This is a genomic window from Mycolicibacterium thermoresistibile (assembly GCF_900187065.1).
Classification (GTDB): domain Bacteria; phylum Actinomycetota; class Actinomycetes; order Mycobacteriales; family Mycobacteriaceae; genus Mycobacterium; species Mycobacterium thermoresistibile.
The window spans coordinates 681,045-699,928 of record NZ_LT906483.1 but is presented as its reverse complement, the minus strand read 5'-3'; the positions used below and the strand labels follow the sequence as shown (position 1 = coordinate 699,928).

The 18,884-nt window shown below is 68.9% G+C and carries 19 protein-coding genes and 1 pseudogene; 6 read left to right on the top strand and 14 right to left on the bottom strand.

What is annotated here, in order from left to right:
* Positions 1 to 3: 3 nt before the first annotated feature.
* Both CKW28_RS03240 and CKW28_RS03235 read right to left on the bottom strand, forming a co-directional pair.
* Complete coding sequence (locus CKW28_RS03240; protein ID WP_197700610.1) at positions 4 to 963, bottom strand: o-succinylbenzoate synthase; 960 nt, start codon at positions 961 to 963, stop codon at positions 4 to 6.
* 42 nt (positions 964 to 1,005) lie between these two features.
* Positions 1,006 to 1,302: a DUF3253 domain-containing protein gene (locus CKW28_RS03235; protein ID WP_003926490.1), complete on the bottom strand. Its 297-nt coding sequence runs from the start codon at positions 1,300 to 1,302 to the stop codon at positions 1,006 to 1,008.
* A 65-nt stretch (positions 1,303 to 1,367) separates the two neighbouring features.
* Between CKW28_RS03235 and fadD8 the strand changes: the two genes are divergently transcribed.
* Positions 1,368 to 2,969: a fatty-acid--CoA ligase FadD8 gene (gene fadD8, locus CKW28_RS03230; RefSeq protein ID WP_003926491.1), complete on the top strand. Its 1,602-nt coding sequence runs from the start codon at positions 1,368 to 1,370 to the stop codon at positions 2,967 to 2,969.
* Positions 2,970 to 3,028: 59 nt separating this feature from the next.
* On the opposite strand, the gene CKW28_RS03225 is transcribed toward fadD8, so the two are convergent.
* The 12 genes from CKW28_RS03225 to CKW28_RS03170 form a co-directional block, all read right to left on the bottom strand.
* Positions 3,029 to 3,628, bottom strand: a complete 600-nt coding sequence (locus tag CKW28_RS03225; protein WP_003926492.1) for a hypothetical protein — start codon at positions 3,626 to 3,628, stop codon at positions 3,029 to 3,031.
* On the bottom strand, positions 3,628 to 4,431 hold the full coding sequence (locus CKW28_RS03220) for a mannan-binding family protein (protein WP_040547214.1): 804 nt from the start codon (positions 4,429 to 4,431) through the stop codon (positions 3,628 to 3,630). The genes CKW28_RS03225 and CKW28_RS03220 overlap by 1 nt, the downstream gene beginning before the upstream one ends.
* A gap of 19 nt (positions 4,432 to 4,450) precedes the next feature.
* Entirely contained in the window at positions 4,451 to 5,002 is a 552-nt protein-coding gene (locus CKW28_RS03215; RefSeq protein ID WP_003926494.1) for an Rv1363c family protein, read from the bottom strand.
* Positions 5,003 to 5,019: 17 nt separating this feature from the next.
* Positions 5,020 to 6,270, bottom strand: coding sequence for an MlaD family protein (locus CKW28_RS03210; RefSeq protein ID WP_003926495.1), 1,251 nt, complete (start codon positions 6,268 to 6,270; stop codon positions 5,020 to 5,022).
* On the bottom strand, positions 6,267 to 7,484 hold the full coding sequence (locus CKW28_RS03205; RefSeq protein WP_003926496.1) for an MlaD family protein: 1,218 nt from the start codon (positions 7,482 to 7,484) through the stop codon (positions 6,267 to 6,269). The genes CKW28_RS03210 and CKW28_RS03205 overlap by 4 nt, the downstream gene beginning before the upstream one ends.
* On the bottom strand, positions 7,484 to 8,602 hold the full coding sequence (locus CKW28_RS03200; RefSeq protein ID WP_040547216.1) for an MCE family protein: 1,119 nt from the start codon (positions 8,600 to 8,602) through the stop codon (positions 7,484 to 7,486). The genes CKW28_RS03205 and CKW28_RS03200 overlap by 1 nt, the downstream gene beginning before the upstream one ends.
* A complete protein-coding gene (locus tag CKW28_RS03195) occupies positions 8,602 to 9,648 on the bottom strand; it encodes an MCE family protein (protein WP_040547219.1) in 1,047 nt (348 codons plus the stop codon). The genes CKW28_RS03200 and CKW28_RS03195 overlap by 1 nt, the downstream gene beginning before the upstream one ends.
* Positions 9,641 to 10,696, bottom strand: a complete 1,056-nt coding sequence (locus tag CKW28_RS03190) for an MCE family protein (RefSeq protein ID WP_003926499.1) — start codon at positions 10,694 to 10,696, stop codon at positions 9,641 to 9,643. The genes CKW28_RS03195 and CKW28_RS03190 overlap by 8 nt, the downstream gene beginning before the upstream one ends.
* Positions 10,693 to 12,132, bottom strand: a complete 1,440-nt coding sequence (locus CKW28_RS03185; RefSeq protein WP_003926500.1) for an MlaD family protein — start codon at positions 12,130 to 12,132, stop codon at positions 10,693 to 10,695. Before CKW28_RS03185 ends, CKW28_RS03190 begins: the two co-directional genes overlap by 4 nt.
* Positions 12,133 to 12,987 carry an MlaE family ABC transporter permease gene (locus tag CKW28_RS03180; RefSeq protein ID WP_003926501.1) on the bottom strand — a complete coding sequence of 285 codons (855 nt, stop codon included), beginning with the start codon at positions 12,985 to 12,987 and terminating at the stop codon, positions 12,133 to 12,135.
* Positions 12,988 to 13,824 (bottom strand): MlaE family ABC transporter permease, encoded by an 837-nt coding sequence (locus tag CKW28_RS03175; RefSeq protein WP_003926502.1) that lies wholly within the window; start codon positions 13,822 to 13,824, stop codon positions 12,988 to 12,990. It abuts the gene before it with no gap.
* Positions 13,825 to 14,175: 351 nt separating this feature from the next.
* Complete coding sequence (locus CKW28_RS03170; protein ID WP_003926503.1) at positions 14,176 to 14,922, bottom strand: PIG-L deacetylase family protein; 747 nt, start codon at positions 14,920 to 14,922, stop codon at positions 14,176 to 14,178.
* A gap of 123 nt (positions 14,923 to 15,045) precedes the next feature.
* Between CKW28_RS03170 and CKW28_RS23785 the strand changes: the two are divergent.
* From CKW28_RS23785 to menE, 5 genes and pseudogenes are all read left to right on the top strand, one after another.
* Positions 15,046 to 15,228: pseudogene (locus CKW28_RS23785) on the top strand (hypothetical protein); the annotation flags it as partial.
* A 129-nt stretch (positions 15,229 to 15,357) separates the two neighbouring features.
* Positions 15,358 to 16,272 (top strand): 1,4-dihydroxy-2-naphthoyl-CoA synthase, encoded by a 915-nt coding sequence (locus CKW28_RS03165; protein WP_003926505.1) that lies wholly within the window; start codon positions 15,358 to 15,360, stop codon positions 16,270 to 16,272.
* 41 nt (positions 16,273 to 16,313) lie between these two features.
* On the top strand, positions 16,314 to 17,201 hold the full coding sequence (locus tag CKW28_RS03160; RefSeq protein WP_040547220.1) for an SDR family oxidoreductase: 888 nt from the start codon (positions 16,314 to 16,316) through the stop codon (positions 17,199 to 17,201).
* A gap of 91 nt (positions 17,202 to 17,292) precedes the next feature.
* Positions 17,293 to 17,685: a VOC family protein gene (locus tag CKW28_RS03155; protein ID WP_003926507.1), complete on the top strand. Its 393-nt coding sequence runs from the start codon at positions 17,293 to 17,295 to the stop codon at positions 17,683 to 17,685.
* A gap of 8 nt (positions 17,686 to 17,693) precedes the next feature.
* Positions 17,694 to 18,842, top strand: a complete 1,149-nt coding sequence (menE, locus tag CKW28_RS03150; protein ID WP_003926508.1) for an o-succinylbenzoate--CoA ligase — start codon at positions 17,694 to 17,696, stop codon at positions 18,840 to 18,842.
* Positions 18,843 to 18,884 lie beyond the last annotated feature (42 nt).

Sequence of the window (18,884 nt, the reverse complement as noted above, 5' to 3'; positions counted from 1 at the left end):
TCGCTACGTTTCGAGCAGTGCGAAGCATTCCCGGGTGCGGTCCATCCACCACCGCCGGCGGTCCGGCGGTGCGGCGAGTTCCAGCACCCGTTGCGGGTCCGGTCGCACCGGCGCGGCGGGCAGATGCCCGTCGACGAGTTCGAGCGGTTCGGCCACGTCCTCGACGAACAGCCGCCCGGTGCCCAATCCGCAGGCGTGGTTCAGCTGCGGCAACGCCGCCGCGGCCAACAGACCCCGGCCGATTCCCACCGCCGTGTCCAGCGCGCTGGACACCACGATCGGTATGTCGATCGCGGTGGCGATCTCCAACAGCCGGTACGCGCCGCCCAGCGGGGCCACCTTGAGCACCGCGATGTCGGCGGCGCCGGCGCGCACCACCCGCAGCGGATCGTCGGCCTTGCGGATGCTCTCGTCGGCGGCGATCGGCACGTCGATGCGGCGGCGCAGTTCGGCCAGTTCGGCGATGGTGGCGCAGGGCTGCTCGAGGTATTCCAGCGGACCGTCGGCGGTCAGCGCCGCGGCGGCCTTCACCGCCTCGTCGACGGTCCAGGCGCCGTTGACGTCCACCCGCACCGTCGGCACGAGTTCGCGGACCGCGTTGACCCGCGCCACATCGTCGGTGAGGGTCTGCCCCGGTTCGGCGACCTTCACCTTGGCGGTGCGCGCCCCCGGGAACCGGGACAGCACCTCGGGCACCCGTTGCGCCGGCACCGCCGGAACGGTGGCGTTGATCGGGATCCGGTGCCGGCGGATCAACGGCGGACTCTTGAACGCTGCCTCGATACCGGCGGCCAGCCAGGCGGCCGCCTCCGCCGGGCCGTACTCCGGGAACGCGCCGAACTCGCCCCACGCGACCGGTCCCTCGATCAGCGCGACCTCCCGGACGGTCACTCCCCGGAACGGCACCCGCATCGGGAGGGCCACCACGCGCAGGCGCTCCAGCAGCTCGTCGAGTGTTGGCATCACCGGGCCAGTGTCACCCACGGCGCCCGCGATGGCCGCGGATCACCGGCACGTTCCGCGTGCCGCCGCGGTCCGGCCGGGCTCGGGCCGGCGGATGCGCAGCCGGATCGGTCCGCGCCAGGCGTCGTCCGGGTCGAGGATCCTGCCGCGCTGGGTCACCTCGATGTCGCCGGCCCGGGCCAGCTCGCGGGCCACCTCCCGGGCCTGTCCCATCAGCTCACGCCAGGTGTCACCGCCGACCGCCCGGGCCGCCTCGGACGGGCAGATGCTGCCCGTCGGGCCCCGATCGCGGGTCAGGTCCCGGATCGCGGCGGCCAGCCGGCGGCGGGTGTCGTCCACCGGTCCAGTCAAACCGACCGGACCTGGCCTGGCCACAAATCTGTAACACGTTCTAGTCTGAGCGTATGAGTGACCAGTTGCTGCGCCATCCCCTGCACTCCGGCCACCTCACGGTAGGCGCGCTGAAGCGCAACAAGGACAAACCGGTGTTGTTCCTCGGCGACACCACGCTGACCGGCGGTCAGCTCGCCGACCGGATCAGCCAGTACATCCAGGCCTTCGAGGCGCTCGGGGCGGGCACCGGCGCGGCGGTCGGGCTGTTGTCGCTGAACCGACCCGAGGTACTGATGATCATCGGCGCCGGGCAGACCCAGGGCTACCGGCGGACCGCGCTGCACCCACTGGGGTCGCTCGACGACCACGCCTACGTGCTCAGCGACGCCGAGGTGACCTCGCTGATCATCGACCCGAACCCGGCCTTCGTCGAGCGGGCGCACGCGCTGTTGGAGAAGGTGCCGTCACTGCAGCGGATCCTGACCATCGGGCCGGTGCCGCCGGCGCTGGACGGGGTCGCGGTGGATCTGACCGCCGAGGCCGCCAAGTACGAGCCCAGGCCGCTGGTGGCGGCCGACCTGCCGCCGGACCACATCGGCGGGCTCACCTACACCGGGGGCACCACCGGGAAACCCAAGGGGGTGATCGGCACCGTGCAGTCGATCACCACGATGACGACGATCCAGCTCGCCGAGTGGGAGTGGCCGGAGAATCCGCGGTTTCTGATGTGCACCCCGCTGTCGCACGCCGGCGCGGCGTTCTTCGTCCCGACGATCGTCAAGGGCGGCGAGATGATCGTGCTGCCGAAGTTCGATCCGGCGGAGGTGCTGCGGGTGATCGAGGAACGCCGCATCACCGCGACGATGCTGGTGCCGTCGATGCTCTATGCGCTGCTGGACCATCCGGATTCGCGCACCCGCGACCTGTCGTCGCTGGAGACGGTGTACTACGGCGCGTCAGCGATCAACCCGGTGCGGCTCAAGGAGGCGATCGACCGGTTCGGCCCGATCTTCGCCCAGTACTACGGGCAGTCCGAGGCGCCGATGGTGATCACCTACCTGCCCAAGGGCGCCCACGACGAGAAGCGGCTGACCTCCTGCGGCCGGCCCACCTTGTTCGCCCGCACCGCGCTGCTCGACCCGGACGGCAATCCGGTGCCGCAGGGCGAGGTCGGTGAGATCTGTGTCAGCGGCCCGCTGCTGGCCGGCGGCTACTGGAAGCTCCCCGAGGAGACCGCGAAGACCTTCAAGGACGGCTGGCTGCGCACCGGCGACATGGCCCGCGAGGACGAGGACGGTTACTGGTACATCGTCGACCGGGTCAAGGACATGATCATCACCGGCGGGTTCAACGTGTTCCCGCGCGAGGTGGAGGACATCGTCGCCGAACATCCGGCGGTCGCGCAGGTGTGCGTGATCGGCACCCCCGACGAGAAGTGGGGTGAGGCCGTCACCGCGGTGATCGTGCTGCGGCCGGAGGTGGACCGCGACGAGGCCAACGTCGAGCGGATCAAGGACGAGATCCGGGCCTCGGTCAAGGAGCGCAAGGGCTCGGTGCAGGCGCCCAAGCAGGTGATCGTCGTCGACTCGGTGCCGACCACCGCGCTCGGCAAGCCGGACAAGAAGGCGGTGCGGGCCCGGTTCTGGAAGGACAGCGAGCGCGCCATCGGCTGACAGGGACTGCTCGCCGGTGCCGTCCGGGTCGCCGTCACAGACTCCCGAGCGCCGGCCTCCTAAGCGCCGGCGCACACCCCGGAGTCGCGGATCACGCTGCCGTAGACGTTGGCGGTGGCGATGTTGGCGTTGATCTGACCGGACGGCAGCCGCTTGCTGATCTTGTCGCTGATCTGGGTGTACTGGTACCACAGCCGGTACATCGAATCCCCGTGGAACACCGGCGAATACTCGCTCTGGTCCGGGTAGTTGACGATGAACAGGGTGTGGACGCGCGGTTGCAGGAACGCCGCGGTCTGATCGAGGTTGGCGGCCACGGTGTCGCCGGCCCGGGCCACGCCGGGTGCGGACCAGTCGTCGCCGTGATCGGCGAGGAAGTACTGGAATCCGTAGATCTGGGTCCGCAACTGGTCGTACTGGGCGTTGAACCACTGGCAGGAGTCCCGCATCGCGACGACCTGCTCCGGGGTGACGCGGATCTGCCACAGGTTGTACGGGAACACGGTGTAATCGGGCTGCCAACCGGACTCGTACGGGGTGAAAACCGGCAGCGTCGGAGCGACCTCGTCGTCGGCGCGGGCGGCCGGGGCGAGCACCAGCAGTGCCGCGGCGAGAGCCGGGACCAGCCATCCCGCCACACCGGCCGGCAGGCGAATCATCATCGGCTGCCGCCGTACTCGGGTCGCAGGATGGGGGCCAGCGCGGACAACGGGATGTGCGCCTGCACGGTGCCGCCGTCCATCGACCACTGCATGACGCCGGGGGTGAAGTCGGTGGGCCGGTCACGGGCCACCGGATAGTCCGGCATGTAGATGACGAGTTCGTCGCCGTTGAGCGCCCACGCCTTGTACGCGCCGGAGTAGACCTTGTCCGGGGTCCACCGTTCGAAGATGAACGGGTAGGTGCGCGGCTGATGCGGCGGCGGCGCGACGTCGAGCGCCTGCTCGATGTAGGGCCGGGCCAACGGCGGGATCTCGGTCAGCGGGTCGACCCCCGGCTTCACCAGATCGGCGAGCTGCAGCCGGCGGCCGTTGGCCATGTCGAAGGTGAAGGTGCGGTAGGCGTTGTTGAAGTCCGGTCCGTCGGCGTGGTAGGTCTCGCGGAACACCACGCTGAGCACATCGCCGCGCCGGAACACCTGATGATTGCCCTCACCGAAACTGTCGGCGACCATGTCGGTGGCGGCATTGCGCCAGTTGTTCATCAGCGTGCTCAGGTAATCGCGGATCACCGGCCCGGTGGTGGGGTGGTCGACCAGATCACCCGGGATCGCGATCTTGATGTCGCGGGTGGCCTTGCGCACCGATTCGACGGTGGTGCGGCAGTATCGGCCGTCCCACTGCCCACCGATCTCGCCGCAGAACGACGGCGCCGACGCGTGGGCCGACGGTGCGGTGAGCAGCGCCGCAGCGACGGGGACGGCCACCACAGTGCAGAGCGCCGCCAGCCTTCTCAGACGCATCACGATCCTCCCGACATCGTCACGGCAACTCGACTTTGCTTGCGCGCCAACGACCGTCGACGTGTTCCATGGTCATCTTGATCCGGCTGCGGTCGATCCGCGGATCCGGCACCGCCGTGTTCGTCACCGACTGGTCGACGAACAACAGCACCACGGCCTTGTCCCTGGATGCCGACTGCACCGCCGACTCCACCACCACACCGCTCGCCTTGGCCCTGTTGTCGATGAGCAGTTGCCGCAACTGCGAACTGGACTGGGAGTACATGTCCTTGAACTCGCCGGTCGCCCCGTCGAGGACGGCGTCGAAGTTCTCATCGACGCTGTCGGAGTCGATGCTGGTCAGCACCTGCGCGTACGCGGCGGCGGCCTGCCGCGCCTGTTCCCCGGCCTGCTGGATCTGGCGTTGGTGCCACATACTCCAGCCGAGGAACCCGATCGCGCCGAGCAGCACCACGGCCGCCAGCGCGGCGCCGGCCCACGCCACGACGCGTCCCCGGCCCGGCCCCGGCGGGTCGGGGACGGGTTTCTCGTCGGGTTTCCGGCCGGTGTCGGGGTCTTCGTCGGTGGACACGGATTCGGCTCCTCGGGTCAGCGGGGCGGTTCGATCGGCAGGGTGGGACCGCCGTAGGGCGTCGGGATCGTGTAGCGGCCCTTCGGTGTCGGGTCGGTCTGCCGGCCGAGATCCGCTCCGGGCGGCGGACCGGCCGTGTCGTCATCCGCCGGTCTCGGGGCGTTCTTGGCGCCGCGGACCAGGATCCCGGGATGGTCGTTGCGGCAGTAGGTGTACATGAACGGCTCAGGGTAGTCGGCATGCGACGGTGGCAGCTTGGGCGTGCCGTAATCGCATGTCATGCGCGGATAGATCTCGGCGGTGCCCCACAGGCCGCCGTCGTGCATGGCGGCGCCGAGCGCGTCGAGCACCGAGGTGCGGTGCGACGGGAACAACGCGTTCAGTGCCGGCACCCGCAGGTAGAGCAGCCGCGAGGTGGTGGTGAGGTTGCCGAGCAGCTGGACCATGGTGTCGGAGTTGTCGGCGAACAGGTTGTCGACGTGCGCCAGCACCTCTGGTGTCTGGTCGGTCAGCCGCCGGTAGCCTTCTCTCATCCGGTTGACCCCGTCGAACGTGTCGGCGAGATTGTCTGCGGCGACGTCGATTCCGGCGTTCTTGTCGTCGATCAGGGTGAACACCACGCGGCTGGTCCGCAGCAGCGAGCTGGTCTCGGGCAGCACCGAATCCAGGGTGGACAGCAGGAAGGTGCCGCCGTCGACGATGTCCTTGAGTTTCTGCGGCCCGGCCGGGCTGAGGCTGAGCTCACGGCGGATGATTTCGAGCTTCTCGACGTCGGCCTGCGCCAACGCCCCGTCCGCGTCGGCCAACAACTCGGCGAGCGGCACCGGAACGGTCGCGGTGCCCTGCCCGATGTGGGCACCGTCGGCCAGATACCGGCCGGTGTCCTCCTCGGGGATGAAGTCGATGTACTGCTCACCGGCCGGTGACAACCCCGACACCCGCACCGCCGACGAATCCGGGATCTTCACCGCCGAATCGATGTCGACGACGGCGTTCACCCCCTCCGGGGTGATGTCGAGCCGTTCCACCCGCCCGACCGGCACCCCGCGCAGCGTGACGGCCTGATTCGGCAACAGCCCGCCCGACTCGGGCAGCGCGACGGTGACCTGGTAACTCGAGGCGAACGGGTTCACCTGCAACGCCCCGAACAGCAGGTAGGCGGTCGCGACCACGAGCGTCAGGATCAGCCCGATCGTCGACAGCGTCGCCCGGCGGCGATGTCCGAACCGCACCAGCGCGACGATCCGGTCGGCGACCGCACCGATCATCGGGGCGCCTCCTCCGGTGCGGCTCCGGCGGCGGGCCCCGGCGCCGGGATGATCTCGCCGGGCTCGGTGGGGCTGGGAATCACCGGTAGCTGCGGCACATCGGGGCCCTTGCCGACGACCCGTTCCTGCAACCGGAACAGCGTGTACTGCAGGGTGCCGACCAGTTGGTGCCAGTCGCTCCACTTCGGCCCGTGCAGTCCGGGGTCGCCGGCGAAGCCGATATCGGGGTGGTGGCCCCACACCAACCGGTCCACGCTGGCGTCCAGGGCGACCGAGCCGCCGCTCATGGTCTTGATGAACGGCGGCATCAGCCGGTTGAGCGCGTACAGGGTCGCGCCCGGGGCGAGCGCGACATCGTTCCAGGCGTTGGCGATGGTGTTGGCGTCGGCGATGACGCTGCGGCCGCTGGTGTCGGTGCCGGCGATCGACGGGAATCTGTGTGCCTGATCGGAGATGCCGCCGAACCGTTCGACCAGATCGGCGATCTCGGTCGCATGCCCGGCGAGCGTGTCGGTGGCCGGCCGCGCCTCGGCCATCACCTCGCTGAGCACCTGATTCTTCGCGGCGATCTCGCTGGCCAGCCGGGAGGTCTCGGTCATCGCGGTGGAGATCTCCGCCGACCGCGCGTTGAGCTTCGCGAGCGTGGCGTTGGTCTTGCGGACCAGGTTGCCGAACGCCTGGCCCTCGTCACCGGTGGCCTTCCCCAACCCGTTGATGATGTTGGTGAAGTTGCGTACCGCACCGCCGTTGACCAGGATCGCCGCCGACGCCAGCACCGATTCCACCGTGGCGGCGGCCTTGGTCGAATCCTTGCCGATGGTGTCGCCGTCGCGCAGCATCGGGGTGTCCGGCGGCACGTCGATCGGCGGTTTGATCGCCACGAACACATCGCCGAGCGGGGTCGCCGACCGCAGTTCGGCGGTGCTGCCCCGGGGCAGCCGGACCCCGTCCATGATCCGCAGCGTGGTGACCGCGAGATAGTCGCGTGCCACCATGGACTCGACCTCACCGACGTCGGCGCCGGCCAGTTTGACCTTCGCGTTCGCGGGCAGATTCAGCGCGTTGGTGAACTCCGCGGTGAGCCGGTAACCGCCCGAACCCACCCCGGGCGCGGGCAGCGGCAGGTCGGCCAGACCATTGGTGGCGCACCCGGACACCAGACACCCGACCGTCACCAGGGCGGGAACCAGCCGGCGCAGTCGCAGCACACTCATCATCTTTGCCCCATCGCCGCCAGGCCCTCCAACATGTACGTCAGACCGAAGTCCGGCCCGAAGTCCTGTAAAGTCCCGGTGCTGCAACCTAATTGCCGCAGACCCATCATGTTGCAGACTTCCTTGACGAGCTGGTTGTCGAACAGCACCTTGTCGGTGACCACCTTGATCCGCAGGGCGCCGTTGCGCTGATCGGCCACGTTGTAGAGGTTGTCCAGCGTCATCGGGGTGACGTCGAGCAACTCCTTGAGATCGCGTTCGTGGTCGACGGCCGCGTTCAACACCACATCGCCGTTGGCGATCAGGTCCCTGATCGTCTCCCGATGGGTCTGCAGCACCTCGCCGGCGTGGGTGAGCACCTCGTTGATCTTGCGGCCGGTGGTGCCGCTGCCGAGCTTCTCGTCGGCCAGGATCTGGCTCATGGCGCGCACCGATGAGCCGAATTCGCGCAGCAACTCGTCGTTGCGGGCGGCCGCCTCGGCCAACGAGCTCACGTTGCGCACGATGGTGGTGAGCTGGTCCCTGGTGAGCTCACCGCGGTCGGCGGACAGCCGCAACGCGTTCGACAACTCACCGAGCGCATCCTTCATCTGCCGGCCCTGGCCGTCGACGATCGCCGCGCCGGCGTCCACCACGTCGGCGATGGGTCCGCCGCCCTTCCCGTCGCCGCGCAGCGACAACGCGAGCTTGTCAAGGACGTCGAGCACGCGGGCGAATTCGACCGGGGTGCGGGTGCGGTTCAGTCCGATCGTGTCGTGGTCCTGCAACGTCGGGCCGCCCCGGTACGGCGGGGTCAACTCGATCTGACGGTCGGTCAGGATCGAGTTGGAGAGGGTGACCGCCTGGACGTCCGCGGGCACCTTGACGTCCTTGTCGACGGTGAACGTCACCTCGACGTAGTTGGTCTTCGGGGTGATCTCGGTGACCTTGCCGACCGGCATGCCGAGCACGGCGACCACATTGCCGACGTACAGCCCGGCGGCGCTGTCGAACTGGGCGGTCACCGTGATCGTGTCGAGCTGATCCCGGGCGACCTTCACCGCCACGACGGCGACCGCCGCGACCGCCACCAGCCCGGCGGCGATCAGCGCGATGACCCTGGTTCTGACGTCACGCATCATTTGCAGTCCTGGAAGTACTCGATCATGCCGAACTGCTTGGCCCGGCCGCTGATGGCGCACATCCAGGAGTCGACCAGCAGACCACCGGGGGCGTTGAAGTCGATCGCGTTGCCGGTGCCGGTGATGTTGGCCAGGTTGCGGACCGCGATCGGCGTGGTCTGCAGGATGCTGCGCAGCATGCCGTCGTTGTCGGCGAGCAGACCGGACAGTTCGCGCAGATTGCTCAGCAGCTCTTCCAATTCGGGGCGGTCGTCGATCACGATGTCGCTCAACCGCTGCACCAGAACGGTGAGGGCGTCCATCATCGCGTGGAAGGTGGCCCGGCGCGCGACGAACTCGCCGAGCAGCGAATTGCCCTGGTGCACCAGGTTTCCGATGTTGGCCTGCTGACGGCGCAGGGTGGTGCTGACCATCTCGGTGGTTTTCAGCAGCTCACCGAGTTGGTCGCGGCGCTGCGCGATGATCGATGACAGGGTGTGGGTGTTCTCCAGCGCCTGTGGCACCACCGGGGGAAGCGTTTCGAGTTGCCGGCCGAGAATCGCCAGCGACTCGGCGAACTGATCGGAGTCGACCTGCTCATAGGTGGTCGCGACGTCGGCCAACGCCTCCTGCAGGTCGTACGGAACCTCGGTGTGTTTGAGGTCGAAGGTGTTGTCGGGCAACGTTCCCGGGCCGTCGGGGTACAGCGCGAGGTAGCGAGATCCGAGGATGGTGGTGATCTTGATGACGGCGCGGGAGTGCTCGCCCAGCCGGATGTCGCCGCGGACCTTCAGCCGCGCCTCGACGTGGTCTCCGTTGAGCTTCATGCTCAGCACCTCGCCCACCGGGATGCCGGCGACGGTGATCGGGTTGCCCGGCTGCAGCGCGGCGGCCTGCAGGAAGCGGGCGGTGTACTCCTTGTAGCCGATGCCGGCCGCCTTGACCACCAGCAGCGCTCCGACCAGTACCGCGACCACCGCCACGGCGATGACGCCGAGCGTGGTCCTGCTGTAGGTCTCCAACGGACGCCGGGTTATCCGCCTCAGTCGTGCTCGATCAACCATTGGCCAGGTTCCTGCACTTCGGGGTGTAACGGGCTTTGTTTCCGGGGGTGGCCGCGGCCACGATGATCGGGGTGATGTCGTTCAGGCCCGGGAAGAACGCGGTGCCGTCCAGGTTGCACGCATAGGCGTTGGCGTAGGTGCCCTCGCCGGTGACGCGCGCGAACCCCTTCAGCATCAGTGGCAGATTGGCGCCGACGAACGCCAGCTGGGGTTCGATGCCCAGCATGTGTTTGGCGAATCCCGGCTCGCGCTGCACCATTTCGTTCAGCGGCTGGTACACCTCGTCGGAGATCGCCGACAGCTGACGGATCACCTTCGCCGCCGATCCCATCGAGTCGATCAGCTGGTCGCGCCGGTCGTCGAAGGTCGACACCACCGACCGGGCCTCCCCGATGACGTGGTCGAGGTCGTCGTTGTGCCGGGCGAGGTTGGCCACCACCGTGTTGAGGTCGGTGATCACCGCTCCGAGTTCCTCATCCCTGCCGGCGAACGCCTCGGTCAGTTGCGCGGTCTGATCGACCAGCGCGGTGATCGAGGCTTCGTCGCCCTGCAGCGATTCGATCACGCCCTTGGTGAGGTTGTCGGCATGTTTGGGGTCGAGCACGCTGAACAGCGGTTCGTAGCCGTTGAGCAACGCGCCGACGTCGAACGAGGGGTCGGTCTGTTCCACCGGAATCGTGGCGCCCGGCGGAAGCGGGTGCGGATCCCCCAGGTTGCCCAGCGACAGGCCGAGATAGCGCTGCCCGACGATGTTCTGGTAGGTCACCGAGGCCACGGTGTTGCCCAGGACCTGTTGGTCGGACTGCACCACGAACGACACCTTGGCGTACTTGCCGTCCAGCTCGATGCGTTCCACGCGGCCGACCCGCACTCCTGCCATCCGCACGTCGTCGCCCTCGCGCAGGCCGAACACATCGGTGAACACCGCCGAGTAGGGCACCGTCGACCCGGCCACGTCGCGTCGCAGCGTGACATAGACCAGCCAGGTCAACACCACGGCGACCGCCATGAACAGCGACAGCCCGATCAGTGCGCCTCGAGATCTCATCGGGGCTCCTCTCCGCCGCCCGGCGCCGGTGGCGGAGCGGGCACCGGGGGCCGCGGCTTGTTCGGATTCGGCGCGACCGGCGCCAGCGGTGACAGGTTCACCGGCGGCGGGGGTATCGGCACCAGGTCGGGGTTGGACGTCCCCGGCACCGGCGGCGCCGGGAACATCCCCGGCGGCAGCGGTGGGTTCGGATCCGCCAGGTTCGGGTTGGGGTTCACCAACGGCGGTCCCACGGCGACGAGGTTCCCGTTCTCACCCACGATGGTGCCCGGCGGTGGCGCCAGATCCTTCGGAGGCTGATAGTTCTGCGGCAACAGCACATCGGGCAGCGAGGGCCGCGTCACCACCAGCGGTGCGGTGTAGCAGCTCGGCCCCTTCAGCTCCCCGTAGCGCGGGCAGTCGGCGCGGGTGTAGGTGTAGGAGGGGGTGAGCGAGAGGTTCATCCGCATGTTGCCGATGTCGCGCTCGGGCCGCCATACCTCTTCGAAGAACTTGTCGGACAACCCGTTCATCTTGATGAACGCGGGCAGCCAGTGGTGCGAGGTGTCGGCGAGGTTGCCGATCACCGGGGTCATCTCCGTGGTGATCGTCACCATCCGGTCGGTGTGGTTGGTCAGCGCGGTGTGCGTGGTCGCGCTGGTGTGCAGAGCACCGCCGATCAGGGCGTCGAGTTGGGCACGCTGCTGTACCAGCGTCTGCATCGGCTGGACCGCCTGATGCAGCGCGTCGAGCAGTTCCGGCGCGGTCTGCTGCAGTCCGCGGGTCGCCCCGATCAGCGCGGAGACCGTGGTGGGACCCGGGTCGGTGGCGACGATCGAGTCGATCTCATCGATGAGAAGGTCCAATTGAGCACCGGCGGAGAGCAGTTCGGTGCGGCGGTTCTCGGTGGCCGCGTTCACCGCGGCCAGGATGCCGACCGTGCGGTCCTCACGGCCGCGCCCGGTGGCGGCCAGGATGTCGCGCAGCTTGCTGATCGTGGTCTGGAACAACACCGTCGGCAATTCGGTGTCCTCAGGGATGTGCGCTCCCGCCTGGATCGGCGTGCCCGGGCCGCCGTCGCGGTCGACGAGCTGCACCGACGACACCGCGAAGACGTTGCTGGGCACCACCCGAGCCGTCACCGTGGCCGGAATCGAACGGGCATGGTGCCGGTCGAGGTTGATGTGGACGTAGTTGGGGTGGCCGTGCGCGGCGGGGGTGACGCTGTCGACGTGACCGACCAACACCCCGTGGTACTTGACGTCGGATCGCTGCGGCAGACCGTCGCCGACGTTGACGAGGTCGGCGACCACCCGCACGAACGGATCCAGCCGGCCCGTGGCCTTGACCAACAGATATGTCGAAATCACCGACAGCACAACGATGACCACCACACCGCCGGCCAGCAGCTGTCGATCGGTGGGCCCCCGTCCGTCCAGATCGAAGGAATTCGCCATCTAGCCCCCGAACCTCGCCCCTGCGTCGATGTTCCACAACGCCATGGTGAGCAGCATGTTGACGATGATCACCACGGTGATACTGGCGCGCATGGCATGACCTGCCGCGACTCCCACACCCTCGGGGCCGCCGCTGGCGTAGAAGCCGTAGTAGCACTGGATCGTAGTGGCGATCCACACGAAAACAATGGCTTTGAGCAGCGAGTACAGGATGTCCTGACCCGACAGCATCAGGTTGAAGTAGTGCAGGTACGGCCCGGTCGCACCGCCGCTGATGATCTGGACCACCACCTGCGTGGTCAGATAGCTCACCGCCAGACACATGACGTAGAGCGGGATGACGGCGATCACCGAGGCCATCAGCCGGGTGGTCACCAGATACGGGACCGGCCGGATGGCCAGCGACTCCAGCGCGTCGATCTCCTCGGCGATCCGCATCGACCCGAGCTGGGCGGTGAAGCGGCAGCCGGCCTGGGTGGCGAACGCCAGCGACAGCGCGATCGGCGCCAGTTCGCGGGTGTTCACCAGCGAGGAGATGATCCCGGTGGCCGGACCGAGCCCGAGCAGGTCGAGGAAGTTGTAGCCCTCGATGCCGACCAGCGCGCCCACGGTGACGCCCAGCACGATCGCCACCCCCGCCGTCCCACCGCCGACCACCAGAGAGCCGTTGCCCCAAGCGATGTCGGACAGCAGACGGACGAACTCGCTGCGATAGTGACGCAGCGCCACCGGAATCCCCACGATCGCGCGGACGAAGAACACCAGCATGTGCCCGAGCCGGGCGATCGGCGGCGTCGCCTTGCGGTAGAGCCGCACGAACGGCGTCAGCACCGGAGGGACGTACGTCGCCGCCATCTACAGACCCACCCGCGGGAACAACATGATGTAGAGCTGGCTGATGCCGACGTTGACGATCATCAGCACCAGGATCGACTCGACCACCGCGGCGTTCACCGAGTTCGCCACCCCGGTCGGCCCGCCCTTGGTCGACAGCCCCTTCTGACACGACACCACCGCGACGATGGCGCCGAACACCACCGCCTTGATGAGGGCGACCAGCATGTCGCCCGTGGTGGTGAACGACGCGAACGTGGCGACGAAGCTACCCGGGGCGCCGTTCTGGAAGTACACGTTGAACAGGTAGCTGGCCAGGAATCCGACGAAGCACACCACGCCGGTGAGGGCCACGCCGATCATGATCGCGGCCGCGAACCGCGGCACCACCAGCCGGCGGATCACCGAGACGCCCATCACCTCCATCGCATCGGTCTCCTCGCGCATCGTGCGGGAGCCGAGGTCGGCGGTGATCGCGGAACCGACGGCGGCGGCCATGAGGATCGCCGCGGTCAGCGAGGCGGCCTGCCGGATCACCGCCAGACCGCTGGCCGCGCCGGCCAGTGAGGTGGCGCCGACCTGTCCGGCCAGCAGGGCGAACTGGATCGACAGGGTGACGCCGATGGGCAGCGCGACCAACACCGTCGGCAACACCGCCGTGCCCGCCATGAACGCGGCCTGCCGGACGAACTCCCACCACTGGAACCGGCCGGTGAACAGGTCGACGAACAGATACTGCAGGGTGCGCACGCCGAGGACGAACTGCTCTCCGACCGTTCCGAGCGCCGCCAGCGGGTGGCGCCGGATGTAGCCACCGGCCCATTCGCCGATGACCTCAACGCCGTCACTACGCGTCATGAACCGCCATTCACTTCGAGCCTTCGTCCGTCGCCCGCGGCATCAATCCGGCTAGCGCCGCCCCACGATTGTTGCCGCATCTTCGCTTGGTTTTGTGCGGATCGAGTGCAGTCGATCACACTAGGTGCCCACACGTGACCTTCGGCAGGCTACCTCGTGTGATGAGTATGCACATTAACTTGTGGCGAGACGCGGAATCGGGCGACGACATCGCGATGGGCCGGTGCGGGCACCCGCGCCGCGATGCTGACACACGCTGCGGTCGCGTTCAACCGCACCGTAATGCACTGACACACACGTCAATTCGCTGTCCGAAAGGGTGCGGCCCGGTCGGCCGGCGCGGAGCCGGGCTCAGGCGAAGACGATCTCGCCGATGGCGAGCTGAGGGAGCAGCACCGACGCCAGCACCGGGCGGGCATCCGGTCGGAAGGAGCCGATGTACCACCGCACCGCGGTGAATTTGCGGTCGTGCGCGGACTCGGGCACATCGATGGTGTGCACCCGCTCCCAGGGCAGGGTGGGCCGCGCCGCCGACGGCAGATGCCGCGACCACACCGGGTACTGCAGCGGCCGGGCGGCGGCCCGGTGCGCGGCCAGTTCGGCGGCGCGCGCCACCACCGTGCTGTCCGGGTCGCCGTCGCCGGCCCACGGCGCCGCGCACCAGAGGCCCGGCCCAACGAGCAGTTCGGTGAGGTCGTCGGCGAGCCCGGCCGCGTGCCGGTCCAGATCGTCGGCCGGCAGGCCGAGATGGTGGAGCTCCTTGACGCCGAGGATCTCGGCTGCCACCCGCTGATCGAACCGCTGATCGGGGATCTGCCGGTCGAGCGCGGGCAAGCCGGTCAACGTCAGGGTGGCGTCACGGTCACACACCGAGACCACCCGCACCTCGACCCCCAGGTCGACCAGCGCGGCGATCGCGCCGCCCAGCCCGAGCAGCTCGTCGTCCGGCCGGGCGGCCACCACGACCAGCCCCGGACAGGCGGTCAGATCGAGCCGCGGATATCCCCCACCGGAACCCGCCGTGACCGGCGTCCGGACAGCGGAGCGCCGGGCCGCCTGGCCCAGATCCGAGACCACCGCCCCCGGTTCCGTCGTCACCGCACATCTCCCCCGTCGCAAACCAGACGTTTGCGATAGTTCATCGTGGCAGGAATAGCCAGATTTCACGCCGCTTACACGGTACTCTCCGAGAGTTTGCTGTCCGTCGGCGGTGCAGCATGGATCCGTGCACACGGTCAGGCCCCCAGCAGTCCCCCCCAGAAGTCCCCCCCAGAAGTCAGGGCCGTGCTGTTCGACTTCTCCGGCACGCTCTTCCGCCTCGAGGAGGACGCGAGCTGGTTCGGGGGCATGACGATCGCCGAGCAGCGTGAGGTCGACCGGCATGTGCAGGTGGAGCTGATGCGTCTCGTGCTCGTCGACCCGCTGCCCTCCGGTCAGCGCCCGGACGGTCTGCGCACCGCGCTGCGCGACCACGGCCTACGGGTCTGAGCCCGGCCGCGGCGGGACGGTAGCGTTGCGGTCATGTCTGACCGGATGAGCGACAACCCATTTGACCCCGAGTTGTGGCGGGTCGTGGACGGCTTCGACGATCTCACCGACATCACCTACCACCGCCACGTCGTGGACGGAGAACCGCAGCCGACCGTGCGGGTGGCGTTCAACCGGCCGGAGGTGCGCAACGCGTTCCGTCCGCACACCGTCGACGAGCTGTACCGCGCGCTCGACCACGCGCGGATGTCGCCGGACGTCGGGGTGGTGCTGCTCACCGGCAACGGGCCGTCCCCCAAGGACGGCGGCTGGGCGTTCTGCTCCGGCGGTGATCAGCGCATCCGCGGCCGCACCGGCTACCAGTACGCCTCCGGCGAGACCGCCGACACCGTCGACGCCGCCCGGGCCGGCCGGTTGCACATCCTCGAGGTGCAGCGGCTGATCCGGTTCATGCCCAAGGTGGTGATCTGCCTGGTCAACGGCTGGGCCGCGGGGGGCGGACACAGTCTGCACGTCACCTGCGACCTGACCCTCGCCAGCCGGCAGCACGCCCGGTTCAAGCAGACCGACGCCGATGTGGGCAGCTTCGACGGCGGGTTCGGCAGCGCCTATCTGGCCCGCCAGACCGGGCAGAAGTTCGCCCGGGAGATCTTCTTCCTGGGCCGCGCCTACGACGCCGAGACCATGCATCAGATGGGCGCGGTCAACGAGGTCGTCGACCACGCCGACCTGGAACGCGCCGGGCTGCAGTGGGCCGCCGAGATCAACGGCAAGTCGCCGACCGCCATCCGGATGCTGAAGTTCGCGTTCAACCTGATCGACGACGGGCTGGTGGGCCAGCAGGTCTTCGCCGGGGAGGCCACCCGGCTGGCCTACATGACCGACGAGGCCGTCGAGGGCCGCGACGCGTTCTTGGAGAAACGCGACCCGGACTGGAGCGCGTTCCCCCGCTACTTCTAGCGGGTCGGGAGATCGCAGCCGGGACGCCTAGACTCGCTGAGATGACGAGGAATCCGCTTCGCCGGTTGTCGAACGGTTTGCTGCTGTCGACGATGCGGCCGCCGTTGGTCGATCAGCTGCTGCAGTACCGCCCCGACCGCGAGCCGGTCGGGCTGCGCGGCAAACGGGTGTTGATCACCGGGGCGTCGTCGGGAATCGGGGCGGCCGCCGCCGGGAAGTTCGCGCGGCGCGGCGCGCACGTGGTGCTGGTCGCGCGCCGGCAGCAGTTGCTCGACGAGGTGCTCGACGAGCTCACCGCCGCCGGGGGCACCGGGCGGGCGCTGGCCTGCGACCTGACCGACCTCGACGCGATCGACGAACTCGTGCTCAAGATCGAACAGGACCTCGGCGGAGTCGACATCCTGATCAACAACGCCGGGAAATCGATCCGCCGCCCGCTCGCCGAGTCGCTGGAGCGATGGCACGACGTCGAACGCACCATGAACCTGAACTACTACGCGCCGCTGCGGCTGATCCGCGGGCTGGCGCCGGGGATGCGGGAGCGCGGCGACGGCCACATCATCAACGTGTCCACCTGGGGTGTGCTCAGCGAGGCGTCGCCGCTGTTCTCGGTGTACAACGCCTCCAAGGCGGCGCTGACAGCGGTCAGCCGGGTGGTGGAGACCGAGTGGTCCCAATTCGGTGTGCACTCGACCACGCTGTTCTATCCGCTGGTCAAGACCCCGATGATCGCGCCGACCCGGGAGTACGACAACCTGCCCGCGCTCAGCGCCGAGGAAGCCGCCGACTGGATGATCAGTGCGGCCCGGTACCGGCCGATCCAGATCGCGCCCCGGATGGCCGTCACCGCCCGCGCGCTCAACGTCGTCGCGCCCGGCGTGGTCAACGCGGTGATGAAACGACAGCGCATCCAGCCGGTCTTCGTCTGATCGGCTGAACCGGCGCCCGCGGGCCGGCGCGGCCGGGACTCGCCGGTCCGAGCCGGGACAACCCGGCGCCGGAGATGATAAACACGACATCATGGAGATTCTGGCCAGCCGGGTGTTGCTCCGGCCGGCAGACTACCAGCGCACGCTGGCGTTCTACCGTGACCTCATCGGGTTGGCGATCGCCCGGGAATATCCGGGGGGCACAGTGTTTTTCGCCGGCCAGACGCTGCTCGAAATCGCCGGCCACGGCGGCGGCGAGCCGGGTGGCCGGTTCTCGGGGGCACTGTGGTTACAGGTCCGCGACGTCTACGCGGCGCAGGCCGAACTGACCGAGCGGGGGGTGCAGATCACCCGGGAGGCCCGGCAGGAACGCTGGGGTCTGCACGAGATGCACGTGACCGACCCCGACGGCGTGACCCTGATCTTCGTCCAGATTCCCGCCGACCATCCGCTGCGCCGTGATACGCGCATGACTGAGGATTGACGTGTCCGATGAGCGTGCTGCGTCCGATATCCGTCGCCGCCGGCGCTGAGGCGCTGGCGATACTGCCCGCCCTGGCCGATGCGCTGGAAGACCGTTCTCCGGCGCTGCTGCCGGTCCCCGCCGACGACGCCCGCGACCGCGCACTGCTGACCACCGCCCTGCGGGCCGGTGAACCCATCGACGACGACGTCGCGGTGGTGGTGGCGACCTCGGGAACCACCGGCACCCCCAAGGGCGCCATGCTGACCGCCGTGGCGTTGCGGGCCAGCGCCGAGGCCACCCACAACCGTCTCGGCGGGCCCGGTCAGTGGTTGCTGGCGCTGCCCGCCGAACACATCGCCGGACTGCAGGTGCTGGTGCGCAGCCTGATCGCCGGCACCACACCGGTCGCGATCGCCCCGAACTTCGCGCCGGCCGATCTGGTGGCGGCCATCGACCAGATGGACCCCGGCACCCGGCGCTACACCGCGATGGTGGCCGCACAACTGGCGAAGGTGCTGCACCACGACGAGGCCACCGCGGCGCTGGCCCGGTTGGACGCGGTGTTGATCGGTGGCGGGCCGATACCCGCGGCGGTGGCCGAACCGGCCGTCGCCGCCGGGATCAACGTGGTGCGCACCTACGGGATGAGCGAGACCGCCGGCGGCTGCGTGTACGACGGCTTCCCGCTCGACGGGGTGCGGGTGCGGCTCGACGACTCGCGCATCCTGCTGGGCGGGCCGGTGCTGGCGAAGGGCTACCGCAATCCGGTGTGGCCCGACCCGTTCGCCGAGCCGGGCTGGTTCCGCACCGATGACTACGGGCTCATCGATGAATCGGGCGCGCTGCGGGTGCTGGGCCGGGTCGACGACGCGATCAGCACCGGTGGGCTGACCGTGTTGCCGCAGGTGGTGGAGGCGGCGGTGAACACCCACCCGGCGGTGGCCGAGAGCGTGGTGTTCGGGGTGCCCGACGACCGGCTGGGGCAGCGGGTGGTGGCCGCGCTGGTGCTCAAACCCGGCGCCGAGGCGCCGTCGGTGGACGACCTGCGCACCCACGTCGCCCGGATCCTGGACCGGACCGCCGCGCCCCGCGAGATCCACATCCTGACCAGGTTGCCGCGCCGCGGCATCGGCAAGGTCGATCGGCGCGCGTTGGCCCAGCGGTTCGCCAGCTGACATCGTGCCACCCGACCGCTGCCGCAGGGCTGCGATCATGCT